Origin of the sequence: Rhizobium sp. 0TCS1.26 (genome assembly GCF_050455525.1) — a bacterium.
Taxonomy (GTDB): Bacteria; Pseudomonadota; Alphaproteobacteria; order Rhizobiales; family Rhizobiaceae; genus Neorhizobium.
The window spans coordinates 880,803-901,539 of sequence record NZ_JBCIYV010000001.1 but is presented as its reverse complement, the minus strand read 5'-3'; the positions used below and the strand labels follow the sequence as shown (position 1 = coordinate 901,539).

At 62.5% G+C, this 20,737-nt stretch carries 22 protein-coding genes; 13 read left to right on the top strand and 9 right to left on the bottom strand.

Annotation, left to right across the window (positions count from 1 at the left end; all coding sequences use genetic code 11):
* The first annotated feature begins 2 nt into the window (after window positions 1-2).
* Complete coding sequence (locus tag AAIH46_RS04420; protein ID WP_430304395.1) at window positions 3-839, top strand: TrmH family RNA methyltransferase; 837 nt, start codon at window positions 3-5, stop codon at window positions 837-839.
* Window positions 840-842: 3 nt separating this feature from the next.
* Here the strand turns inward: AAIH46_RS04420 and AAIH46_RS04415 are convergent, their stop codons facing one another.
* Window positions 843-1,985, bottom strand: a complete 1,143-nt coding sequence (locus AAIH46_RS04415) for a hypothetical protein (RefSeq protein WP_430304394.1) — start codon at window positions 1,983-1,985, stop codon at window positions 843-845.
* A gap of 100 nt (window positions 1,986-2,085) precedes the next feature.
* Window positions 2,086-2,676: a DUF1134 domain-containing protein gene (locus AAIH46_RS04410; protein WP_430304393.1), complete on the bottom strand. Its 591-nt coding sequence runs from the start codon at window positions 2,674-2,676 to the stop codon at window positions 2,086-2,088.
* Between the two features lie 196 nt (window positions 2,677-2,872).
* On the opposite strand from AAIH46_RS04410, the gene chpT reads away from it, so the two are divergent.
* Together chpT and AAIH46_RS04400 are read left to right on the top strand one after the other, a co-directional pair.
* Complete coding sequence (gene chpT / locus AAIH46_RS04405) at window positions 2,873-3,520, top strand: histidine phosphotransferase ChpT (RefSeq protein WP_430304392.1); 648 nt, start codon at window positions 2,873-2,875, stop codon at window positions 3,518-3,520.
* A gap of 96 nt (window positions 3,521-3,616) precedes the next feature.
* Entirely contained in the window at window positions 3,617-3,979 is a 363-nt protein-coding gene (locus tag AAIH46_RS04400; protein WP_430304391.1) for a response regulator, read from the top strand.
* Between the two features lie 182 nt (window positions 3,980-4,161).
* Here AAIH46_RS04400 and ctrA read toward each other — a convergent pair whose 3' ends face one another.
* Window positions 4,162-4,863: a response regulator transcription factor CtrA gene (gene ctrA / locus AAIH46_RS04395; RefSeq protein ID WP_430304389.1), complete on the bottom strand. Its 702-nt coding sequence runs from the start codon at window positions 4,861-4,863 to the stop codon at window positions 4,162-4,164.
* Between the two features lie 437 nt (window positions 4,864-5,300).
* On the opposite strand from ctrA, the gene AAIH46_RS04390 reads away from it, so the two are divergent.
* On the top strand, window positions 5,301-5,651 hold the full coding sequence (locus AAIH46_RS04390) for a flagellar export protein FliJ (RefSeq protein WP_430304388.1): 351 nt from the start codon (window positions 5,301-5,303) through the stop codon (window positions 5,649-5,651).
* A gap of 203 nt (window positions 5,652-5,854) precedes the next feature.
* Here the strand turns inward: AAIH46_RS04390 and AAIH46_RS04385 are convergent, their stop codons facing one another.
* Complete coding sequence (locus tag AAIH46_RS04385; RefSeq protein ID WP_430304387.1) at window positions 5,855-6,340, bottom strand: winged helix-turn-helix transcriptional regulator; 486 nt, start codon at window positions 6,338-6,340, stop codon at window positions 5,855-5,857.
* On the opposite strand from AAIH46_RS04385, the gene AAIH46_RS04380 reads away from it, so the two are divergent.
* On the top strand, window positions 6,333-6,749 hold the full coding sequence (locus tag AAIH46_RS04380; protein WP_430304386.1) for a DUF6640 family protein: 417 nt from the start codon (window positions 6,333-6,335) through the stop codon (window positions 6,747-6,749). The two genes, AAIH46_RS04385 and AAIH46_RS04380, sit on opposite strands and share 8 nt — an antisense overlap.
* A gap of 24 nt (window positions 6,750-6,773) precedes the next feature.
* Here AAIH46_RS04380 and AAIH46_RS04375 read toward each other — a convergent pair whose 3' ends face one another.
* Window positions 6,774-7,055: a GNAT family N-acetyltransferase gene (locus AAIH46_RS04375; protein ID WP_430304384.1), complete on the bottom strand. Its 282-nt coding sequence runs from the start codon at window positions 7,053-7,055 to the stop codon at window positions 6,774-6,776.
* Between the two features lie 81 nt (window positions 7,056-7,136).
* Here AAIH46_RS04375 and AAIH46_RS04370 point away from each other — a divergent pair, with 81 nt between their 5' ends.
* Window positions 7,137-7,601, top strand: a complete 465-nt coding sequence (locus AAIH46_RS04370) for a paraquat-inducible protein A (protein ID WP_430304382.1) — start codon at window positions 7,137-7,139, stop codon at window positions 7,599-7,601.
* A gap of 69 nt (window positions 7,602-7,670) precedes the next feature.
* Here AAIH46_RS04370 and AAIH46_RS04365 read toward each other — a convergent pair whose 3' ends face one another.
* Together AAIH46_RS04365 and AAIH46_RS04360 are read right to left on the bottom strand one after the other, a co-directional pair.
* Window positions 7,671-7,946 carry a DUF1153 domain-containing protein gene (locus tag AAIH46_RS04365; RefSeq protein WP_018327815.1) on the bottom strand — a complete coding sequence of 92 codons (276 nt, stop codon included), beginning with the start codon at window positions 7,944-7,946 and terminating at the stop codon, window positions 7,671-7,673.
* A 225-nt stretch (window positions 7,947-8,171) separates the two neighbouring features.
* Window positions 8,172-9,203, bottom strand: a complete 1,032-nt coding sequence (locus tag AAIH46_RS04360) for a DUF2793 domain-containing protein (RefSeq protein WP_430304381.1) — start codon at window positions 9,201-9,203, stop codon at window positions 8,172-8,174.
* Window positions 9,204-9,674: 471 nt separating this feature from the next.
* Here AAIH46_RS04360 and AAIH46_RS04355 point away from each other — a divergent pair, with 471 nt between their 5' ends.
* The 6 genes from AAIH46_RS04355 to AAIH46_RS04330 all read left to right on the top strand — a co-directional run bounded on the left by AAIH46_RS04355 (window position 9,675) and on the right by AAIH46_RS04330 (window position 15,250).
* Entirely contained in the window at window positions 9,675-10,577 is a 903-nt protein-coding gene (locus tag AAIH46_RS04355) for a branched-chain amino acid ABC transporter permease (RefSeq protein ID WP_430304380.1), read from the top strand.
* Window positions 10,578-10,581: 4 nt separating this feature from the next.
* Window positions 10,582-11,979 (top strand): high-affinity branched-chain amino acid ABC transporter permease LivM, encoded by a 1,398-nt coding sequence (gene livM, locus AAIH46_RS04350; protein WP_430304379.1) that lies wholly within the window; start codon window positions 10,582-10,584, stop codon window positions 11,977-11,979.
* Window positions 11,979-12,845 carry an ABC transporter ATP-binding protein gene (locus AAIH46_RS04345; protein ID WP_430304378.1) on the top strand — a complete coding sequence of 289 codons (867 nt, stop codon included), beginning with the start codon at window positions 11,979-11,981 and terminating at the stop codon, window positions 12,843-12,845. The genes livM and AAIH46_RS04345 overlap by 1 nt, the downstream gene beginning before the upstream one ends.
* A complete protein-coding gene (locus AAIH46_RS04340; RefSeq protein WP_430304377.1) occupies window positions 12,845-13,588 on the top strand; it encodes an ABC transporter ATP-binding protein in 744 nt (247 codons plus the stop codon). The genes AAIH46_RS04345 and AAIH46_RS04340 overlap by 1 nt, the downstream gene beginning before the upstream one ends.
* Window positions 13,589-13,627: 39 nt before the next feature.
* Window positions 13,628-13,981, top strand: coding sequence for a DUF6867 family protein (locus AAIH46_RS04335; RefSeq protein WP_430304376.1), 354 nt, complete (start codon window positions 13,628-13,630; stop codon window positions 13,979-13,981).
* 141 nt (window positions 13,982-14,122) lie between these two features.
* The gene (locus tag AAIH46_RS04330; RefSeq protein WP_430304375.1) at window positions 14,123-15,250 is read left to right on the top strand and encodes a branched-chain amino acid ABC transporter substrate-binding protein; all 1,128 of its coding nucleotides are present in this window, start codon (window positions 14,123-14,125) and stop codon (window positions 15,248-15,250) included.
* A gap of 95 nt (window positions 15,251-15,345) precedes the next feature.
* Here AAIH46_RS04330 and AAIH46_RS04325 read toward each other — a convergent pair whose 3' ends face one another.
* Window positions 15,346-16,302 (bottom strand): response regulator, encoded by a 957-nt coding sequence (locus AAIH46_RS04325; RefSeq protein ID WP_430304374.1) that lies wholly within the window; start codon window positions 16,300-16,302, stop codon window positions 15,346-15,348.
* On the bottom strand, window positions 16,295-19,675 hold the full coding sequence (locus AAIH46_RS04320) for a hybrid sensor histidine kinase/response regulator (RefSeq protein WP_430304373.1): 3,381 nt from the start codon (window positions 19,673-19,675) through the stop codon (window positions 16,295-16,297). The genes AAIH46_RS04325 and AAIH46_RS04320 overlap by 8 nt, the downstream gene beginning before the upstream one ends.
* A gap of 218 nt (window positions 19,676-19,893) precedes the next feature.
* Here AAIH46_RS04320 and AAIH46_RS04315 point away from each other — a divergent pair, with 218 nt between their 5' ends.
* Window positions 19,894-20,718: an aspartyl/asparaginyl beta-hydroxylase domain-containing protein gene (locus AAIH46_RS04315; RefSeq protein WP_430304372.1), complete on the top strand. Its 825-nt coding sequence runs from the start codon at window positions 19,894-19,896 to the stop codon at window positions 20,716-20,718.
* Window positions 20,719-20,737 lie beyond the last annotated feature (19 nt).

Genomic DNA, 20,737 nt, shown 5'->3' with positions numbered 1-20,737 from the left:
ACTTGGCGCCTGCCGCCCGCCAGACGATCCGCATCGACGATGCCGAGGATCCGCGCATCGCGGAATTCCGCAGCATCCGCGAGCGGGATCTCGTCGGCCGGCAGGCGAGCTTCATCGCCGAGGGCACGGTGGTGCTGCGGATGCTGGCCGCCGCGCATGCCGCGGGCCAGGCATTCCGGGCGGACAAGATCCTGCTCTTGGAAAACCGGGTGGCGGGGCTCAGCGACCTGCTCGACACCTTCCCGGTCGATGTGCCGGTCTATGTCGCGGATGCCGCCGTCATCGATGCGATTGCCGGCTTTCACCTGCATCGCGGCGTGCTGGCGCTCGGCCGGCGTCTGGCCGACCCGATCGTGCCCGACCTGCTTGCCTCCATGCCGAAGCCGGCCGTCGTTGCGGTCGCCTGTGGCATTTCCAACCACGACAATATCGGCGCGATCTTCCGCAATGCAGCGGCATTCGGCGTAGCGGCCGTGCTTCTCGACGAGACCTGCTGCGATCCGCTTTACCGCAAGGCGTTGCGCGTCTCCGTTGGCTCGGTGCTCTCGGTCCCCTATGCGCGGGGCGGTACGGCGCTGCAACTGCTGACGGCCGTGGATGCGGCCGGCTTCTCGATCTGGGGCCTGTCGCCCCGCGGTGCGGTGGATATACGCGAGGTTCCGCCGGCGCCGGGCGTTGCGCTGGTCACCGGCACGGAGGGCGAGGGGCTTCCGCAGGCGGTGCTGTCGCGCTTCGGCTCGGCGCGCATTCCACAGCGGCCGGGGCTCGACAGCCTCAATGCGGCGACTGCGACAGGCATAGCGCTCTATGAGATCGCCCGGCTGCAACGCCTGATCTGAGGGTCAGTTTTCCCGATCGGCGGCAGACAGCGCGAGCAGTGAACGGCGCGAGCGGGCTGCAAGGCTTTCCCGCGCATTGTCGGCGCGCTCGGCTTCATCGGCAGCGATCAGGGCGCGGATAGGCGATGCCTCGCCTTCGCGCGCAGCGGTCAGCGCCACCATGTCGGCGGCGATGGCGGCAAGCTCGCGTCGCATGGCATCCTGGGCCTTCTTCGATTTCGACTTCGGCAGCTGCGCCACGAGGGCAGCGCTGCGGTTGCGAATGTCATCGGCAAAACGGTCGAGATCGACCACCGTCGCATCCGCATCTGCTGAACCGGCCAGCGCGACGGGGCTGAGATCGGCGGGCGGAAGCGATGCAGCTGCGTCAGCGGCGGTCTTTCCCGCCTTGCCCTGGCGCAAGCGCTCGATCTCCTGCACGCGACGCTCGACGGTCGTCTGCAGGTCGGCCTTCTCTGCAATCTCCCGCGAAATCTTGTCTTCGAGCCGCAGCGTGCGGCGTTCCTCTTCCTGCAGCCGGGTCTCGGCATCCTTGGCACGCGCCGTCAGAAGCTTCACGTCGGTGCGCAGGGTGTCGCGCTCCTCGCGAAGGTTGGCGGCGCGGAAGCGCAGGTTTTCCAGTTCGGTGTCGCGGGTCGACAGGTCGATCTGCGCATTGTCGAGGTCGCCCGCCGAGCGCGCGATCCGCCGCTTCAGAGCCTCGATCTCCTCGTCCTTGGCAAGCAGGGTGTTCTCGACCAGCTGCAGCGATTCCTTCAGTTGCTGGATGAAGCCTTCCTCGCGGCGCAGGCGGGCGCGCAGATCTGCGGCCTCGATGCTCATGTCGCTTACCTGCATCTGCAGTTCGTGCTGGCTTGCGTGCAGCGCCGCCGTTTCCTCCGACAGCTTGTCGTGGCGCAGCTGCAGGTCGATTGCCCGGTCGCGCTCCTGGAGCAGCTCCTGCTTGGTGCGGGCGTTTTCGGCCGCATAGACGGCGCGAGCCATGTCGCGCTGGGCCCGAACTTCGGCGGGGCTGATCGGCATCGTCGCCTTCAGCCGGTTCTCCGTATAGCGGACCACGCGGCGATGGATCGCCGGCGCGAGGATCATTGCCAGGAGCGTTGCGCTGAGGAAGCCCAGGCCGAACAGAAGCGCGAATTGGATCACGGGAAAGCCATCGATGAGTGTCTGTTGCTGTTGGAGCTAGCTGTCGAAGGCTCTAGAGCATCGCGTGCCGGGCGGCAACAAGAACACCGCCCGCGCCGTGTCAGAAGGGGTTCCAGGTCGGCTGCTGGGTGAACTTCAGATAGCCGACGTTGACGCCGAGGCGGGCACCGAGACCGGTGCGGATCGGCGCGATAACGACCTGCTGGTTGGTGAGCGCGGTCATGCCGACGCCGGCGACCACGAAGGCCGATCCGCTGACGCCGCCGTAGCGGGCATAGAGGCTCGGAACTGCCGGCAGGTTATAGACGAGCATCATGGTGCGCGCGCCCTGGCCGCCGTAATCGAGGCCCAGCGACGGACCCTGCCAGAAAACCGGATGCTGCCCGGCGTTCTTGGTGTAGAGCTCGCCCTCGCCATAGGTCAGGCCGGCAATGAAGGCTCCAGATCCTTCCTGGCCGAGAATGTAGCCGTTCGGCAGGCCGTACTGCTGGAAAGCCTTCTCGACGACCTTGGCAAGACCGCCAGTGGTCGAACCGAAGAATCCATGGCCGGCATCGATGATTTCCTGGAACGTGTACTGTTCGCTGGACGCCTGCTGCGCCATCGCCGGAGCTGCAAGGGGAGCAGCCAACGCGGCGAAGAAGGATAGGGCGACAAGCCGGGCCGCGGCGGAAAGTCTATCGAAGCGCATTGGCCTCTCCGTTTTTTCTAAATAGCATGTCATTAGTCACGGGCTGTGCCATCTTGCGTTTATCCTGTTAACAACCGGTTTACCAACAATGGTATCATTATGGCGGCATCCGTCGAGTTGATCGACTGCCGTCAAGTCCACGCCCGCCTGGCCATCCGATGGTCTGAGTGCCGGGCGCCACATTCAGGAAGAACCCATGTCGAAGAACCCGAACCTTACCCTCAGCGGTCCCGATCTTGCGGCACTTCTCTGCAGCCGAGTCTGCCATGACGTCATCTCTCCGGTCGGCGCGATCAACAACGGCCTCGAACTGCTCGACGAGGGCGGCACGGATGCCGACGCACTGGACCTGATCCGCACGTCTGCGCAGAATGCCTCGGTGCGCCTCAAGTTCGCCCGGCTGGCCTTCGGCGCCTCGGGCTCTGTCGGCGCGTCCATCGATACCGGCGAGGCGGAGAAGGCTGCCAAGGACTTCGCCATTGCCGAGAAGAAGACCGAGGTCAACTGGAGCGGACCGCGGGCGATCATCCCGAAGAACCGCGTCAAGCTGCTGCTCAACCTGTTCACCGTCGCCTACAGCTCGATCCCGCGCGGCGGCTCCGTCGACGTGCTGCTGGAAAATCCGGAGACCGAGGCGAAATTCACCCTGACGACGCGTGGTCGCATGCTGCGCGTGCCGCCGAAGTTCGCCGAGATCTGCGCCGGAACGCTGGAAGAGGCGATCGATGCCCATTCGATCCAGCCTTACTACACGGTGCTGCTGGCCGACGAGTGCGGCATGGAGCTTAAGCACGTCGTGTCCGACGATCGCATCGCCTTCATCGCCGAAGTGCCGGCCGCCTGACCAAAATCGCGGCGGTAACGCTTCCTTAGCGGGCCTTCTCTACCCTGCAGCGTGCTCCACCAGACGGAGCACGCCACCAGAGGCATTGGAGATCGCATGCGCCGCTTGATGATAGCCGACAGCTCCGACATCGTCCGGACGGTGGCAAAGCGCATTCTGACCGAACTGGGCTTCATGGTCGCGGAAGCTGCCGGGGCGGACGAGGCGCATGCCGGCTGCCAGGCGCAGATGCCCGACATCCTGATCGTCGACGCCAATCTCGACGGGGCGCTGGATCTCATCTCAGCCGTGCGACAGATGCAGGAGGGCAGGGGCGTTCGGATCTACTACTGCGTCATCGAGTCCGATCTCAAGAAGATGATGCTCGGCAAGCGGGCCGGCGCGGATGATTTCCTGCTGAAGCCGTTCGACCGGAAAATCCTCTCCGCCGCCTTTGCGGGTATGACCGCGGCTGCCTGAACCGCCTCCACGAGACCATAGCGTTTCACCATTATCCTGGCTGCAGTCACGGCCTCGGGACATTCGTGTGCTGATGGCCGAGGTCAAAGGCGGGACGCAGCGTCTGGTCGGTATCCATCAACGACAAAAGCCCGGACGACAGCGCCCGGGCTTTGAAGGATGTTTGCGACGGAAGGGGAGGATCAGGCGGTTTCGGCGTATTCCTGATTGTCAGGTTCACGCAGCACGTAGCCGCGGCCCCACACCGTCTCGATGTAGTTTGCGCCGCCGGCGGCATTGGCCAGCTTCTTGCGCAGCTTGCAGATGAAGACGTCGATGATCTTCAGTTCCGGTTCGTCCATCCCGCCGTAAAGGTGGTTGAGGAACATTTCCTTGGTGAGCGTCGTGCCCTTGCGCAGCGAGAGCAGCTCGAGCATCTGGTATTCCTTGCCCGTCAGATGGACGCGCTGGCCGCCGACTTCGACGGTCTTGGCGTCGAGATTGACGATCAGTTCGCCTGTCGAGATGATCGACTGGGCATGGCCCTTCGAACGACGGACGATGGCATGGATACGTGCGACCAGTTCGTCCTTGTGGAACGGCTTGGTCATGTAGTCGTCGGCTCCGAAGCCGAGACCGCGAACCTTGTCCTCGATGCCGGCCATGCCGGAGAGGATGAGGATTGGCGTCTTGACCTTCGACAGCCGCAGCGTGCGCAGAACCTCGTACCCGGACATGTCCGGCAGATTGAGATCCAGAAGGATGATGTCGTAGTCGTACAGCTTCCCGAGGTCGACGCCCTCTTCCCCGAGATCCGTGGTGTAGACGTTGAAGCTCTCGGACTTGAGCATCAGCTCGATGCTCTGGGCAGTCGCGCTGTCATCTTCGATGAGTAGAACCCGCATAATTTTCCCCTTTACCGCCGCGAAGGTATGGATTGCCCCCTACGCGAAACGGATCCAGACGTTGCCTGATTTGGAAGCTGACACCAATTGGTTAACAAACTCTGACTTGATTTGGCAAGCCGCAGGATTTCGTTAAACAAGCTTGGTAGTCACCTGATATTTCTTGGGAATCTGCCAGAGCCAATCTGAATCTTTTTGCGAAGGCTTTTCGCTAAGTGATTCATACGACAAGTCATTGTCGTCGGCCGAAATCGACCATGGCATTTACGGACCCTTAAATGATCGTCCCTATCCTTAACGATGCCCGTAAATGAAAGGTTACCGCAGCGCCCAAATAATTAACGATGCGGCAATTTTTATGTCCGACCTGTTGCAGCTCGGACTCAGGGTAGAGTGTCTAAGGAGCCGGGGTCTCGCTATCCACGGGAGTATTGCGTATGAAGACGCGTGACAGCCTTGTGCGCCTGAAAGAATTTCAGGTGAACGAAAAACGCCGCCAGCTGCAGCAGTTGCAGCTCATGATGGCGGAGTTTGAACGTATGGCGAAAGAGCTGGAACACCAGATCTCGCTGGAAGAAAAGAAGTCGGGCATCTCCGATCCGAATCACTTCGCCTACCCGACCTTTGCCAAGGCTGCGCGCCAGCGCGCAGACAATCTGCAGGTGTCCATCCGCGAATTGCGGGTACAACAGGACAGCGCCGAACTGGCACTGGAAGAAGCCCAGGCAGAACATGCCAAGGCCACGGCCCTCGAGGAACGTAACGGAGATCTGCGCGCCCGCGCGTAACATCGTCCACCGTCCGACAGATCATCATACGCGGCCGCAACTTGACTTGCGTCCGCGTCTTTTTTTGCGCGGGGCTTCGAACGAATATCATGCGGTGTGATCGCCAATTCGCGATGCCCGACTGCATGTGCCTGCGCAGGTTCTCGTCCTTCAGCGACGATGAACGTCCGGTCGCCACAACGCGGGCGGGAAATTTGCCTCAGTTAGACCGCTTTGATCAATCGTCTCACCGGTGTCTGGCAGGCATCGTAATTTTTTCGCGCCTCGCGGATCGCGAACCGATTCCGCACAGACCACAGCGCCAGATCTCTCACGACAACGAGGAGGTTGCGACCCAAAGGCGTCAGGTCGTAGCTGACCCGTGACGGAACCGCCGAAATCTCGTGCCTTGTGATGAAGCCGTCGCGCACGAGGGCCTTCAATGTTGAAGACAGAACCTTGGCAGAGACCGCCTCGACAAGACGTCTCAACTCGTTGAACTGCATTGGCCGGTCCGCGAGAGCGACAATCACGAGAACCGACCACTTGTCGCCGACCCGCGAGAGGATGCCCCCGACTTCGGCGCAGTCGCCTTCGACCATCAACTCGACGTAACTCGGTTTCAAAAAGGTAACTCCTTGCCAATCCGCGATGCTTGGTACTGACTGGTAACTCAAGGTAACCATGGAACGAGTAGAAGTCATGCCCATCGCCAGCAGCCTGATGTTTTCATTTGTCGCGATCATCACCGCAATCGGCGCACATCTGGCCGATTACAGCTCGACCCATCTGTTCAACCCTGCATGGCCAGGTCACGCCAAATATCATGCAGGCCATACGACGGCACTTTCGGCGCTTCTCGGAGTGCTGACGCTTTTCTTTGCATGGCGTCCGGGTGGTGATGTCCTCAGCAATCTCATTGCTGCCGCAGGCTTTGCCTCGATCTACTGGATCAGCCAAAGCCTGGCGATAGTGTATCCGAATACTCTTTTCTTCGACCCGGAATTCGATCTGCCGAAAAACTACATTCTCGGGCTGCCAGCCCAGGCGATGTTCCAGATCGTTTTCCTGTCCATAACTCTGGTCGCCTTCCTGTGGGGCTTGCGATCCGTTTTGTGAAACAGGCTGACTGGAGGTAGTGGCTCAGCTCTTGATCACGTCCTGCCATTCCGGATGGCGCTCCACCTGCGCCTTGAAGAACGGGCAGAGCGGAATGATCTTCCAGCCGCCGGTTCTTGCGGCACCGACCGCATGTTCGGCGAGAGCCTGGCCGACGCCCTTGCCGCGCAGCGCGTCGTCGACCTGCGTGTGATCGATGATGATCAGCTGCGGCGATGCCCGCGAGTAGGTCATCTCGCCGAAGTGACCGGCGAGTTCCGCCCGATACTTGCCGCCGCTCGTGCCGTCCTGCTCGTCAATCTGCATGGGATGATCCAATCTTCTGTGAGGTCATGCGATGATGTAGGACGATGGAATGTCGAAACCAGCCGGACGTAAGACGAAGTGATGGCGATACGGCGATGGCTGCTGATCGTTGCGGCGGCAATATCGCTGACGCTCGGGCTGGCGCTGCCGATCATGCGGCTCGACCGTCTGTACTTCTTCAGCGAGACGCCGTCGATCTTAGGATTGCTTGGCGGACTGTGGTCGGCGGGGGAGTGGCCGCTTGCCGTGCTGATCGGGCTGTTCTCGGTGATCTTCCCGATCGCCAAGCTCGGGCTGATCGCCTGGCGCGAGACCGGGCGCCAAATGCCCGGCGGTCGGCTTGGCCGCGCCCTTCCGCATCTGTCGAAGTGGTCAATGATTGACGTGATGCTGGTTGCGATCGCGATCTTCGCGGCCAAGAGCAGTGGCCTGGCCTCCGCAATGGTACAGCCGGGCCTCTGGTTCTATGCAGCCTCCGCACTCATCGTCGGATGGCTTCTGCCGGCACCAGGTGCGGCCGGCACGGATCCGGGCAGCGGCGCGTAGGCCGAAAATCCCATAGCCATCAATGACGAAGGGATGCTCCGCATACGGTTGCCGACCGGCAGACGTTCCTCAGTGGCGATACTGCTGGATACGCGTCGTCCGCAGGCCAGCCAGGCCGTGATCGTTGATCGACGACTGCCAGGAGAGGAATTCTTCGACGGTAAGGGTATAACGCTCACAGGCTTCCTCGAGGCTCAGCAGGCCGCCGCGCACCGCTGCAACCACTTCCGCCTTGCGGCGGATGACCCAACGGCGCGTATTGGCCGGCGGAAGATCCGCAATGGTCAAGGGGCTGCCATCGGGGCCGATGACATATTTTACTCGAGGACGTATCATTTCGGTCATTGGACTCTCTACACTACTCACGACCACGAGCTGACCGTAGCGCCGCAGCTTTAACAATTGACTAAATGGGAACACCGTTTTTTCCGAATCATCTCCGTGGTCAAACTTGCCGGCTTGCCATGTATTGAGAGACAGGCGCGCTTTGCTGCGGCTCATCAGTGATTGCTTGGCAAGCATAGGCTACCGGTTTTGCTTGCCGGCGCGACCGTAGTGACCGCCGATGCTTCAGAGACGGGCGATCGCAAGCTCGGTTCGGCCGGCACCTTCGTCGATCGTGGCGGTGCCGGTGTGCAGCAGGCTGAGGCTGTCGCCGCCGTTCAGCTGGTAGAGCCCGCATCCCGAAATTGTCAGCGGTGCCGCGGCAGGGGCCGAGAGGGTCATCAGTGTCGTGCTGCCGTTGCGGCGCAGATCCGTCGCGTGACCGGAAGAGGCTGTGGCGCTCACCATCAGCGAGACGAAGTAGAACCCATCCACGGGGATAGAGAGCGCCTGGCCGGTGCCGGCAAGCGTCGCGCCGAGCGATACGCCGCCCTGTTCGAAGGCGAGCGTCGCAAAGCCGGTCTCGCTGCCCGACGCCGGCGTCCAGCTGCCGCTTGCGCGGTGGGCGCGGGCGGCCGGCCGGTTCGGGAAGCTCGGCCGGCCGGCGCCATCCAGCGAAAGCCCCGTTGACCAGCTGCCGCCATCGCCGCTCACCTTGACGGAGAACAGGTCGTTGCCGGCGAGCCCCATTTCGGCACGCCCGGACCAGCCGGACTGGAAGAGCACCGAGGCCGTATCGCCGGATGCCGCCTTGTTGATCTTCAACTGGTGGCCGGCGCCGGCATTGTTGAGAAGCGTGGCGGGCGAGGAGAGGGCGAGACGGTTCGTGTCGTCGGGTGTCGCGCCGATGCCGAGGCGCTGCGGCGTCAGGATGTCGGGAAGCGCCGGCCGCTGCCATGTTCCGCCTGCGAAGACCTTGATTGCGGCGGCATCCTTGAACCAGGCGAGATAGCCGGTATGCGGCACGGCAAACAGCCAGGACGCGTCCTGCCAGATGGCGATCGATCCGGCGCGGCCGGCCCAGGCGCCCGACGGGCTGCCGGCAACCGAAAAACGCTGGCCTTCCTGCGGCAGCGACGGCGGTGCCGCACCTTCATATTCGACGACGAGCTGCACCAGCCGGTCGAGCAGCAGCAGCGCCTCATTGTGCGTGACGTGCTTCTGCGCTTGCGAGGGAAGGATGTAGGGCAGGGCAAGGTTCGGCGTGGTGTCGGCCATCTGTCGCGGTCTCCAGTCGGTTTCCGTCATGGTAGCGACGACGTCGGCTGCGGGGATGCCAGGCCGGCGAAGTGGTTGATTGTGCTTTGCCGCCGATGCCGATCGTCCCCGTAAGTAGCCAAATGGGGCTCGCGGCCTTCCAGAACCTGGGGCTTTTCTTCAGGCAAGGAGATCGCATGCCGCGGCCGCTGCCGCGCTTTCCAGCTGCAACGCCTGGAAATCAGGCGGTGGAGGCGCCCGTCACAGCGCCCAACAGCGACAGTTTTCGGCAGCCACTGCTGCTTTTTTCGCTTTTCTGGTACGCTTTTATACAAAGCCGGCCGAAGTTGGGGGTTGTCCCGGACGCTTCGTCTTTTTGACTTCACATTTCGATTGAAAGCGGTATGAATTTGCCAAAACCAAAGAACCCGTAAGGGCTACACATACAAGAGGCGCGGCGGTTCTCGACAGACCGCGTCCGGGGGAAAGTTTATGGAGTACTTCGTCCAGCAGCTCCTTAACGGGCTGACTCTTGGGTCGATCTATGGCCTCGTGGCGATCGGTTATACGATGGTCTACGGCATCATCGGCATGATCAACTTCGCCCACGGCGATATCTTCATGCTCGGCGGCTTTGCCGCTCTCATCGTCTTCCTCATCCTCACCACCTTCTTTGCCGGTCTGCCAATCGCAGTCCTGCTGATCGTCATGCTGCTCGTTGGCATGCTGATGACGGGACTGTGGAACTGGACGATCGAGCGCATCGCCTACCGGCCATTGCGCGGTTCGTTCCGGCTGGCGCCGCTGATCACCGCGATCGGCATGTCGATCGTCCTGTCGAACTTCATCCAGGTCACGCAGGGACCGCGCAACAAGCCGATCCCGCCGCTGGTGACCGACGTCTATCACTTCGGTGCCGTGACGGTATCGCTGAAGCAGATCATCATCGTGCTCGTCACGGCCGTGCTGCTCACCGCCTTCTGGTACATCGTCAACAAGACGCCGCTCGGCCGCGCCCAGCGTGCGACCGAGCAGGACCGCAAGATGGCGGCATTGCTTGGCGTCGACGTCGACCGGACGATCTCGATCACCTTCATCATGGGGGCGGCGCTGGCAGCCGTCGCCGGCACGATGTACCTTGTCTACTACGGCGTCGCTTCGTTCAACGACGGCTTCATCCCCGGCGTCAAGGCGTTCACCGCAGCTGTTCTCGGCGGCATCGGCTCGCTGCCCGGCGCCGTGCTCGGCGGCCTGCTGATCGGTCTCATCGAGTCGCTGTGGTCGGCTTACTTCTCCATCGCCTACAAGGATGTCGCGACCTTCGCGATCCTCGCCTTCGTGCTGATCTTCAAGCCGACGGGCATTCTGGGACGTCCGGAAGTGGAGAAGGTGTGAGATCATGGCAATTCAAATCTCTGAACCGACCGAAGCCGCTCCTGGCCTGATGGCCACGGCGCTGAAGGAAGCGCTGTTTGCCGGCGCTGTCGCCTTCGGCATGTTCCTTCTCTATGTCGGCATCGAAACCTACCAGGACATCAACAATGCCCTGGTGTGGCGGACGCGCTGGACGCTGCTGCTGATCTTCGTGGCGATCACCGCCGTCAGCCGCTTCGTCACGGTGGCCTTCATCAAGCCGCAGATCGACCGGCGCAAGCTTGCCAAGTCGAAGGCCGGGGTTCTCGACATCTCCGAGAAGAAGGGCTTCTTCCACGCGCATTTCCTGAAGATCGCGCTGATCTTCATGCTGCTCTACCCGTTCCTGTCGATGATGATCGTCGGCAAGCAGGGCTCGCTGAAATACGTCGACAACTTCGGCATCCAGATCCTCATCTACGTGATGCTCGCCTGGGGCCTCAACATCGTCGTCGGTCTGGCCGGCCTCCTCGATCTCGGCTATGTCGCCTTCTACGCGGTCGGCGCCTATTCCTACGCGCTGCTGTCCAACTATTTCGGCCTGTCCTTCTGGGTGCTGCTGCCGCTGTCGGGCATCTTTGCCGCACTCTGGGGCATCATGCTGGGCTTTCCGGTGCTGAGGCTGCGCGGCGACTATCTTGCGATCGTCACGCTGGCGTTCGGCGAGATCATCCGGCTCGTGCTGATCAACTGGACGGACGTGACGAAGGGGACGTTCGGTATCTCGGGCATTCCGAAGGCATCGTTCTTCGGCATCTGGTCCTTCGATACCGGCGCTGCCAACAATTTCGTCAAGGCCTGGGGCCTGTCGGCCTCGTCGGTCTACTACAAGATCTTCCTGTTCTACATCATCCTGGCGCTGTGCATGCTGACCGCCTACGTGACGATCCAGCTGCGGCGCATGCCGATCGGCCGCGCCTGGGAGGCGTTGCGCGAGGACGAGATCGCCTGCCGTTCGCTCGGCATCGATACGGTGAAGACCAAGCTGACGGCATTTGCCACCGGCGCGATGTTCGGCGGTTTCGCCGGCTCGTTCTTCGCCACCCGCCAGGGCTTCGTCTCGCCGGAAAGCTTCGTGTTCCTTGAGTCGGCCGTCATCCTGGCCATCGTCGTCCTGGGTGGCATGGGCTCGCTGACCGGCATTGCCATCGCTGCGGTGGTGATGGTCGGCGGCACCGAGATCCTGCGCGAGATGTCGTTCCTGAAGGTCGTCTTCGGCCCCGATTTCACCCCTGAACTCTATCGCATGCTGCTCTTCGGTCTGGCGATGATCATCGTCATGCTGTTCAAGCCGCGCGGCTTCGTCGGCAGCCGGTCCCCGACCGCGTTCCTGAAGGAAAGACGAGCGGTTTCCGGCAGCTTCACCAAGGAGGGGCACGGCTGATGTCTCCCGTGACCCCCATGCAAACCTCGGATGTCATCCTCAAGGTCGAACATCTGTCGATGAAGTTCGGCGGCCTGATGGCCATCAACGACTTCTCCTTCGATGTCCGGCGCGGCGAGATCACCGCGCTGATCGGCCCGAACGGCGCCGGCAAGACGACCGTGTTCAACTGCATCACCGGCTTCTACAAGCCGACGATGGGCATGCTGACGCTCAACCGCAGCGACGGCAAGCACTACCTGCTCGAGCGGCTGCGCGACTTCGAGATCAACAAGGTGGGCGGCGTTGCGCGGACGTTCCAGAACATCCGGCTGTTTTCCGGCCTGACGGTTCTCGAAAACCTGCTGGTCGCCCAGCACAATGCGCTGATGAAGGCGTCCGGCTATACGATCCTCGGTCTGCTCGGCCTGCCGGCCTATCGCAAGGCGGTCGATCTGTCGATCGAGCGGGCAAAGCACTGGCTGGACATGGCCGATCTCACCGATCGCGCCGACGATCCGGCAGGCGACCTTCCCTACGGCGCTCAGCGTCGGCTGGAAATTGCCCGGGCGATGTGCACCGGCCCCGAGCTGCTGTGCCTCGACGAGCCGGCCGCCGGCCTTAATCCGCGCGAGTCTGCGGCACTCAACACGCTGCTGCATGCGATCCGCGACGAGGGCGTTTCGATCCTGCTGATCGAGCACGACATGTCGGTGGTGATGGAAATCTCCGACCATGTCGTGGTGCTCGAATACGGGCAGAAGATCTCCGATGGCACGCCGGACCACGTCAAGAACGATCCGAAGGTCATTGCGGCCTATCTCGGCGTCGAGGACGACGAGGTCGAAGAAGTCATCCATGAAGAACTCGATGGGGGCGCGCTTTGATGGCCGATCCGAACCCGACCGTTGAACCTCTGCTGAAGGTCAGCGGCGTGGAAACGTTCTACGGCAACATCCGCGCTCTGGCCGGTGTCGATATCCATGTCAACCGCGGCGAGATCGTCAGCCTGATCGGTGCCAACGGCGCCGGCAAGTCGACGCTGATGATGACCATCTGCGGCAGCCCGCAGGCCCGCACCGGCGAGATCGTGTTCGACGGCGAGGATATCACCCGCCTGCCGACGCACCTGATCGCCCGCCGCCGGATAGCCCAGTCGCCGGAGGGCCGGCGGATCTTCCCGCGCATGACGGTCTACGAGAACCTGCAGATGGGCGCCGGTCTCGACAACCTCAAATACTTCAACGAGGACGTCGAAAAGATCTTTACGCTCTTCCCGCGCCTCAAGGAGCGCCAGAGCCAGCGCGGCGGGACCCTGTCGGGCGGCGAGCAGCAGATGCTGTCGATCGGCCGGGCGCTGATGGCGCGGCCGAAACTGCTGCTGCTCGACGAGCCGTCGCTCGGTCTTGCGCCGCTGATCGTCAAGGGGATCTTCGAGGCAATCAAGACGCTCAACAAGGAAGAGGGGCTTACCGTCTTCCTCGTCGAGCAGAACGCATTCGCTGCGCTGAAGCTGTCGGACCGCGCCTATGTGATGGTCAACGGCAAGGTCACGATGAGCGGCGCCGGCCGGGAACTGTTGAAGAACCCGGAAGTGCGGGCGGCGTATCTGGAAGGTGGACGGCATTGAGCGGCGCCCAGTCGAGCGCGCGGGCCGGAGGGATTTGACATGCAGGGACTGTTTATCGAGGACGATACGGGCGTGCGCTACATGCTGCGCTTCCTGGTTCTGCTGGTCGGCTTCTGGACCGCGTGGCGGTCCGGGCGGGCGGCGGCCGAGGGCTGGAACGGCATGGTGACGGTTGTCATCTACGCGCTGCTGCTCGGCGTGGTGATGCGTTTCCTCCACTACGCCCTGTTCCAGGGGCCGTTCATCAGCGCCGCTTACTACGTCCTCGACGTAGCGCTGCTGCTGGTGTTTGCGGTCGCCGGTTTCCGGCTTCGGCGGACCCGGCAGATGGTCCAGAACTACTATTGGCTCTACGAGCCGACCTCCGCATTCTCGTGGAAGAAGAAAGATTGACAGCTGCGGTTTTCTGACCTCAGATTGACAGAAGGGCCACTATAAAGGTCCCCCGAGTGGAACAGCTTTCCGACGCAATAAAGGTGGGTATTGCGCTTGGTTTCCTTGACGAATCCTCACCTCTTAACTGGGAGTAAATCTATGAAGAAGCTTCTTCTTTCCGCTGTTGCACTGACGGCCATCTTGGCCGGCGGCAGCAGCGCGTGGGCAGATATCGTCATCGGCGTCGGCGGCCCGCTGACCGGTCCGAACGCTGCCTTCGGTGCGCAGCTGCAGAAGGGTGCCGAACAGGCTGCTGCCGACATCAATGCTGCCGGCGGCATCAACGGCGAGATGATCAAGATCACTCTCGGCGACGACGTGTCGGACCCGAAGCAGGGCATCTCGGTTGCCAACAAGTTCGCTTCCGACGGCGTGAAGTACGTGGTCGGCCACTTCAACTCGGGCGTTTCCATCCCGGCTTCGCAGGAAGTCTATGCCGAGAACGGCATGCTGGAAATCACCCCGGCTGCAACCAACCCGGTATTCACCGAGCGTGGCCTGTGGAACACCTTCCGCACCTGCGGTCGTGACGACCAGCAGGGTGGCGTTGCCGGCAAGTATCTTGCCGAAAAGTTCGCTGACGCCAAGATCGCCATCATCGACGACAAGACGCCTTACGGCCAGGGTCTCGCCGAAGAAACGATGAAGGCCTACAACGCGGCCGGCAAGAAGCAGGTCATCCGCGAAGGCGTCAACGTCGGCGACAAGGACTTCTCGGCCCTCATCTCCAAGATGAAGGAAGCCGGCGTCACGATCATCTACTGGGGCGGCCTGCACACCGAAGCCGGCCTGATCATCCGCCAGGCGAAGGACCAGGGCCTCAAGGCAACGCTCGTATCGGGTGACGGCATCGTCTCCAACGAACTGGCCTCGATCGCCGGCGACGCCGTCGAAGGCACGCTCAACACCTTCGGTCCCGACCCGACGCTGCGTCCGGAAAACAAGGACCTGGTTGCCAAGTTCAAGGCCGCCGGCTTCAACCCGGAAGCCTACACGCTCTATTCCTACGCTGCCGTTCAGGTCATCGCCGAAGGCATCAAGGCTACCGGCAAGTCGGACGACGCAGAAGCCGTAGCCGCAACGCTGAAGGCAAAGGGCCCGTTCAAGACCGTTCTCGGCGACATCGCCTTCGACGAAAAGGGCGATCCGAAGCTGCCGGGCTACGTCATGTACGAATGGAAGAAGGGCCCGGACGGCAAGTTCAGCTACTTCCAGCAGGGCATGTAATCCGCTCAGTCTCTAATCAATCTGGAAAGGCCCGGCATCGTCCGGGCCTTTTTCGTGTTCAGGTTTCTGTGCGGGAAGGTGCGATTGAAGCGGGATCAGACTTCGTGCAGCACGCGGGCGGCTTTGACCGCCGCCGAGGCACGGTTCTCGACGCCCAGCTTCACGTAGATCTGCTCCAGGTGCTTGTTCACGGTACGCGACGAAAGCCCGAGGATATCGCCGATGTCCTTGTTGGACTTACCCTTGGCGATCCACATCAGCACTTCGGATTCGCGCATCGTCAGCGGAAAGTTCTCGCGCAGCACGAGATTGTCGGCCCTGCCTCCGACGACGGTGACGCGGAACAGATACTCGTCCGGCCCGATGGCGCCGAGATAGGCGCATTGCAGGCTACCAAGCAGACCGGGCTTTCGCCCGTCGGTCAGGCCGTCACCCTCATGCCGGAATGAGAAAGCCGCATCGCGGGAAAAGCCGGGCCGGTCGCGGCCGTTCATCCAGCCTTCGATCTGCCGCACCAGAAGGTCGAGGCCGTCGTCCCGTCCGGTTGCCGAATTGATCAGCCGCGTCGCCTGCGGTGTCGACCAGTGCAGGCTGCCATTGCCCTTCACCGCCAGAAGATGCCGACCCGCGGCATCGAGCGCTACGCGGGCGCTCTGGGCGGACCGGGCATTGGTGAGATGCACGCGGATTCGGGCCCGCAACTCGTCGATGTTGATCGGCTTCGTCAGGTAATCGACGCCACCGGAGCCGAGCGCATGCACGACATGCTCCGTCTCGGTAAGACCGGTCATGAAGATCACCGGAACCTGCGCCATCCCCGGGTTCGCCTTCAGCCGCTGGCAGGTGTCAAAGCCGTCCATGCCTGGCATCACGGCGTCCATCAGGATCATGTCCGGGGTAATCCGGTCGACGATGCTGAGAGCCGACTGGCCGGACGTGGCGATCAGCACCGAAAAGCCGGAACTCTCCAGCGCCTCGGTGAGGAAGCCCAGCGCTTCCGGGCTGTCATCGACCAGAAGCACAATATCGCGGGGCATGGCCGTGTCAGACATCGTCAGCGACCCTTTCTTCGATGAACCGATCGAGGAAGGTCATGTAGCCCGCCAGATCGAAAGCTTGAACATAGGCACCTGCCTTTTGGACGAAGGGCTGATTGCCCGGCAGCCGACTGAGGTCCGCAAGCTTTGCCTCGATGCCGCGGATATAGCCGATTTCGCCGAACTGACGGAGATCTTCCAGATGCGCGCGTCCGGGACTGACGATTGGCGCCTCGGCGACCGGCGGCGGTTCGTCGCCCTCGTGGATCCAGCTCAGGCCGAGATGGACGGCGAGCTTGTCCGCCAGCTGGCGGATGTCGACCGGTTTCGCCAGCGCGTCGTTGTGTCCGTCGCCGGGGAGGAGCGCCGAGGTGCCGTCGCCGATATTGGCCGACAGCATCAGGATCGGTGCGGTCTGCCCGTCCTCGCGAAGCCGCTCGACAAGCTGGCTGCCGCTCATCCCCGGCATCAGGATGTCGACGAGGAAAAGGTCCGGCGTGACGCCTTCGATCAGCGTCAGGCATTCCGGCCCGCCGCTTGCCGTCAGCACGACGAAATCGAGCGGCGTCAGTACCTCCCGCATCAGGTCGCGGTGGTCCTCGTTGTCGTCAACGACGACGATGGTGCGGCGGGCGCCGGTGTAGGAGACGATCTTCTTTTCCGCCGGCGGCATGGTGATGGGACGATCGACGGCCGAAAGCATCAGACGCACGCGGAACTGCGAGCCTTCACCCTTGGTGCTGGTAACCGAGATTTCGCCGCCCAGCGTGTTGGTCAGCAGCCTTGTGATGGTGAGGCCGAGCCCGAGCCCCGGCATCGGACGGACATTCTCGGCCTCGCCGCGCTGGAACGGCTCGTAGATGCGGCCGAGATCGCTTTCGGCGATGCCGCGGCCGGTATCGGCAACGGTGAAGGTTGCTACCTGGCTGCGGTAGGCGACCTCGAAGCGCACGGCGCCTTCGTCGGTGAACTTGATGGCGTTTGACAAGAGGTTGACGAGGATCTGCCGCAGCCGCTTTTCGTCGCTGCGCACGTAATGGGGCAGGCTGCGGGCCCGTTCATGGACGAACTCCAGCCCCTTGGCCTGCGCCTGCGGCCGGAACATCTCGACCACCTGGTCGAGAAAGTCCTGGATGTTGATCTCGTTCGAATAGACCTGCAGGCGGCCGGCCTCGATCTTCGATATGTCGAGCAGCCCGTCGATCAGTCCGGACAGGTGGTCGGCGGACCGCTTGATCACCCGGATCGCCGGCTGGCGCGGCACCGGGATCGTCTCGTCGCGTTCCAGCAGCTGGGCATAGCCCATCACCGCATTGAGCGGCGTGCGCAGCTCATGGCTCAGTCCGACGACATAGCGGCTCTTGGCGCGATTGGCTGCCTCGGCCGTCTCCTTCGCCTTCTGCAGCGCCGCGTCGGTCTTCTTGTGGGCGGCGATCTCCTTCAGCAGCAGGGTGTTCTGCCGCGAGGATTCCTCCTCGGCCACCACCCGGCTGTCATGCGCCAGCACATAGAACCAGGATACGATGCCGGCGGTGATGGCAAAAACGAAGAAGACGATCAGTACCGTGCCGTAGATCACTTCGGCATTGGCAGGCGTCGCCTGGCCGACCTGGTAGGAGATCATCGCCAGGATGGCGCCGATCAGCGAGACCGAGATGACCGAGGTCAGCGCGTACCGGCCGAGCCGCGTCGTCAGGCGATCGACCACGGCGGCGGAGAGGAAGGACCGGGCGACGCTGCCGATCTGCGCCTTCATCTGCGCGTTCGGCTTGCACATGTCGTGGCAGCGACTGTCGAGCGAGCAGCAGAGCGAACAGATCGGCGCCGCATAGGCGGGGCACCAGGCCATGTCCTCTGGTTCGAACGGGTGCTCGCAGATGGAGCAGGTGATCGCCGTCAGATTTTTCCAGGCGTGACGCGGCTTGCGGGCGAGGTAGAAGCGTCCCCTGGTGCCCCAGGCGATCAGCGGCGAGAGGATGAAGGCGGACAGCGTCAGATAAGTCGCCAGCGAGGCGGCGAGCGGCCCGAAGGCGCCGAAATGAGCGGTCAGCGCAATGGCTGCGGCGCCGAACATCGATCCGAGCCCGACGGGATTGAGATCGTAGAGATGGGCGCGCTTGAACTCGATGCCCGGCGGCGACAGGCCAAGCGGCTTGTTGACGAAGAGATCGGCGGAGATCGTGCACAGCCAGGCCATGGCAATGATCGAAAAGACGCCGAGCGTCGCCTCCAGGAGGCGATAGATGCCGAGCTGCATCAGCAGCAGCGCGATCGCCACGTTGAACACCAGCCAGACGACGCGGCCCGGATGGCTGTGGGTGAGGCGGGAAAAGAAGTTCGACCAGGCGAGCGAGCCCGCATAGGCGTTCATGACGTTGATCTTCAGCTGCGACACGACGACGAAGGCCGCCATCAGCAGCAGTGCCGCCGTCTCGTTGGGGATCATGTAGCCGAAGGCCGCGAGGTACATGTGCGCCGGATCGCCGGCTTCGCGGGCGGGAACGGCGGTCGACAGCGTCAGTACCGCCAGAAACGAGCCGGCCAGCAGTTTCGGCACGCCGACAACCACCCAGCCGGGGCCGGCGAGGAAGACCGCCAGCCGGTGGCGCCACTTCTGCTGGCCCTCGGCCGGCAGGAAGCGCAGGAAGTCGACCTGCTCGCCGATCTGCGGCATCAGCGCCAGAATGACGGCCGAGGCGGCGCCGAATTCGAGGAGATCGAAGGGTGCAGCGCTGCCGACCTCGGGATTCGAGTGGCCGATGCCGGCGAAGGAGCGCCAGAGGTCGAACTTCTCCCAGTCCATGAAGGCGATGAAGATGAACGGCAGGATGTTGAGGATGATCCAGAAAGGCTGGGTGATCAGCTGGAAGCGCGAGATCAGCTGTACCCCGTAGATGACCAGCGGGATGACCACGGCGGCACTGATGACATAGCCGATCCACGGCGGAATGCCGAAGGCAAGGTCGAGTGCGCCGGTCATGATCGAGGCTTCGATCGCAAACAGCATGAAGGTGAAGCTCGCATAGATGAGCGAGGTGATCGTCGAGCCGATGTAGCCGAAGCTTGCGCCGCGGGTGAGGAGATCGATGTCGACGCCGTGGCGGATCGCATAGCGGCTGATCGGCAGGCCGACGACGAGCATCACCGAGGCGGCGACAAGGATGGCGAAGAAGGCGTTGGTGGTGCCATAGGAGAGGGTGATCGCCCCGCCGATCGCTTCCAGCGCCAGGAAGGAGATGGCGCCGATCGCCGTTTGCGAGATACGGCTGGAGGAGAACCGCCGGGCGCTCTTGGCCGTGAACCGCAGCGCATAATCTTCCAGCGTCTGGTTTGCCACCCAGCGATTGTATTCGCGGCGGACGGGGATAATGCGTTGCCGCGCTGCCATAAGCTGCTGGCGTCCTTTTGTGCATGATGATTGATTGTGCACTGTCAGGCGTTCAACAGTGATTTGCAAGCCGCATTTGCCTATGTCACAAATGCGCCGCATATCGCGCCTGTCCTTCAGCGCCCGTCATCAAAGGTGCACCGCATTCTGCCGCTAGGAAAGCCTGTCGTGCTTCCCTCCGGTTCCCCTCAACAATTCCTGTAGTGTGGTTATCTCCCGTGGACTCTCAAACATCGCCAGGCGTTCCCGTCGCCGAACAGACCTTCGGAACCGAGGGCATCGCGCCCATGCACCGGCCAAGCCGCGTCACCCGCTTCTTCATGGGGATCGTCGCGTGGGCGGAACGACTGAACTTCAGACATGCCAAGCTCGGCAACCCGCCGGTCTACGACAACGCCGTGTTTCCCTGGGCCGCCGAGATCGAGAAGGCGGCGCCGGCGATCCGCGCCGAACTCGACCGCATCCTGGTGCGCAAGGACGAGCTTCCGACTTTTCAGGATATCTCGACGGACGTGAAGACGATCTCCAGCGACAACGGCTGGAAGACATTCTTCCTGCTCGGCTTCGGCATGAAGTCGGAGCAGAACATCGCCGCCTGCCCGGATACGTGGACGGCGATGCAGAAGATCCCGGGCCTGACGACCGTGATGTTCTCGATCTTCGAGCCCGGCAAGCACCTGCCTGCGCATCGAGGCCCCTATAACGGCGTGCTGCGGCTGCATCTCGGCCTCATCGTGCCGGAAGCCGCCGGCGACAAGCTGGCCATCCGCGTCAAGGACCAGATCTGCCATTGGCAGGAAGGCAAGGTGCTGATCTTCGACGACGCCTTTGAACACGAGGCCTGGAACCACACCGACCAGACCCGCGTCGTGCTGTTCGTCGATTTCGTCAAGCCGCTGAACTTCCCCGCCCGCCTGGTCAACTGGATGCTGATGCACCTGGCGATCTTCACGCCGTTCATCCGCGAGGGACTGGACAACCACAAGGAGTGGGAGAAGAAGTTCTACGCCGAGGCGGAAAAGCTCCGCAACCGGCCGAACTGAACGTGTAGGTCAACCTCTG

Excerpts from the sequence above, each read along its gene's own strand:
- AAIH46_RS04410 (WP_430304393.1), bottom strand. The coding sequence starts at position 2,676 with ATGCGCTTCGATAGACTTTCCGCCGCGGCCCGGCTTGTCGCCCTATCC.
- chpT (WP_430304392.1), top strand. The coding sequence starts at position 2,873 with ATGTCGAAGAACCCGAACCTTACCCTCAGCGGTCCCGATCTTGCGGCA.
- AAIH46_RS04400 (WP_430304391.1), top strand. The coding sequence starts at position 3,617 with ATGCGCCGCTTGATGATAGCCGACAGCTCCGACATCGTCCGGACGGTG.
- ctrA (WP_430304389.1), bottom strand. The coding sequence starts at position 4,863 with ATGCGGGTTCTACTCATCGAAGATGACAGCGCGACTGCCCAGAGCATC.
- AAIH46_RS04390 (WP_430304388.1), top strand. The coding sequence starts at position 5,301 with ATGAAGACGCGTGACAGCCTTGTGCGCCTGAAAGAATTTCAGGTGAAC.
- AAIH46_RS04380 (WP_430304386.1), top strand. The coding sequence starts at position 6,333 with ATGCCCATCGCCAGCAGCCTGATGTTTTCATTTGTCGCGATCATCACC.
- AAIH46_RS04385 (WP_430304387.1), bottom strand. The coding sequence starts at position 6,340 with ATGGGCATGACTTCTACTCGTTCCATGGTTACCTTGAGTTACCAGTCA.
- AAIH46_RS04375 (WP_430304384.1), bottom strand. The coding sequence starts at position 7,055 with ATGCAGATTGACGAGCAGGACGGCACGAGCGGCGGCAAGTATCGGGCG.
- AAIH46_RS04370 (WP_430304382.1), top strand. The coding sequence starts at position 7,137 with ATGGCGATACGGCGATGGCTGCTGATCGTTGCGGCGGCAATATCGCTG.
- AAIH46_RS04365 (WP_018327815.1), bottom strand. The coding sequence starts at position 7,946 with ATGACCGAAATGATACGTCCTCGAGTAAAATATGTCATCGGCCCCGAT.
- AAIH46_RS04360 (WP_430304381.1), bottom strand. The coding sequence starts at position 9,203 with ATGGCCGACACCACGCCGAACCTTGCCCTGCCCTACATCCTTCCCTCG.
- AAIH46_RS04355 (WP_430304380.1), top strand. The coding sequence starts at position 9,675 with ATGGAGTACTTCGTCCAGCAGCTCCTTAACGGGCTGACTCTTGGGTCG.
- livM (WP_430304379.1), top strand. The coding sequence starts at position 10,582 with ATGGCAATTCAAATCTCTGAACCGACCGAAGCCGCTCCTGGCCTGATG.
- AAIH46_RS04345 (WP_430304378.1), top strand. The coding sequence starts at position 11,979 with ATGTCTCCCGTGACCCCCATGCAAACCTCGGATGTCATCCTCAAGGTC.
- AAIH46_RS04340 (WP_430304377.1), top strand. The coding sequence starts at position 12,845 with ATGGCCGATCCGAACCCGACCGTTGAACCTCTGCTGAAGGTCAGCGGC.
- AAIH46_RS04335 (WP_430304376.1), top strand. The coding sequence starts at position 13,628 with ATGCAGGGACTGTTTATCGAGGACGATACGGGCGTGCGCTACATGCTG.
- AAIH46_RS04330 (WP_430304375.1), top strand. The coding sequence starts at position 14,123 with ATGAAGAAGCTTCTTCTTTCCGCTGTTGCACTGACGGCCATCTTGGCC.
- AAIH46_RS04325 (WP_430304374.1), bottom strand. The coding sequence starts at position 16,302 with ATGTCTGACACGGCCATGCCCCGCGATATTGTGCTTCTGGTCGATGAC.
- AAIH46_RS04320 (WP_430304373.1), bottom strand. The coding sequence starts at position 19,675 with ATGGCAGCGCGGCAACGCATTATCCCCGTCCGCCGCGAATACAATCGC.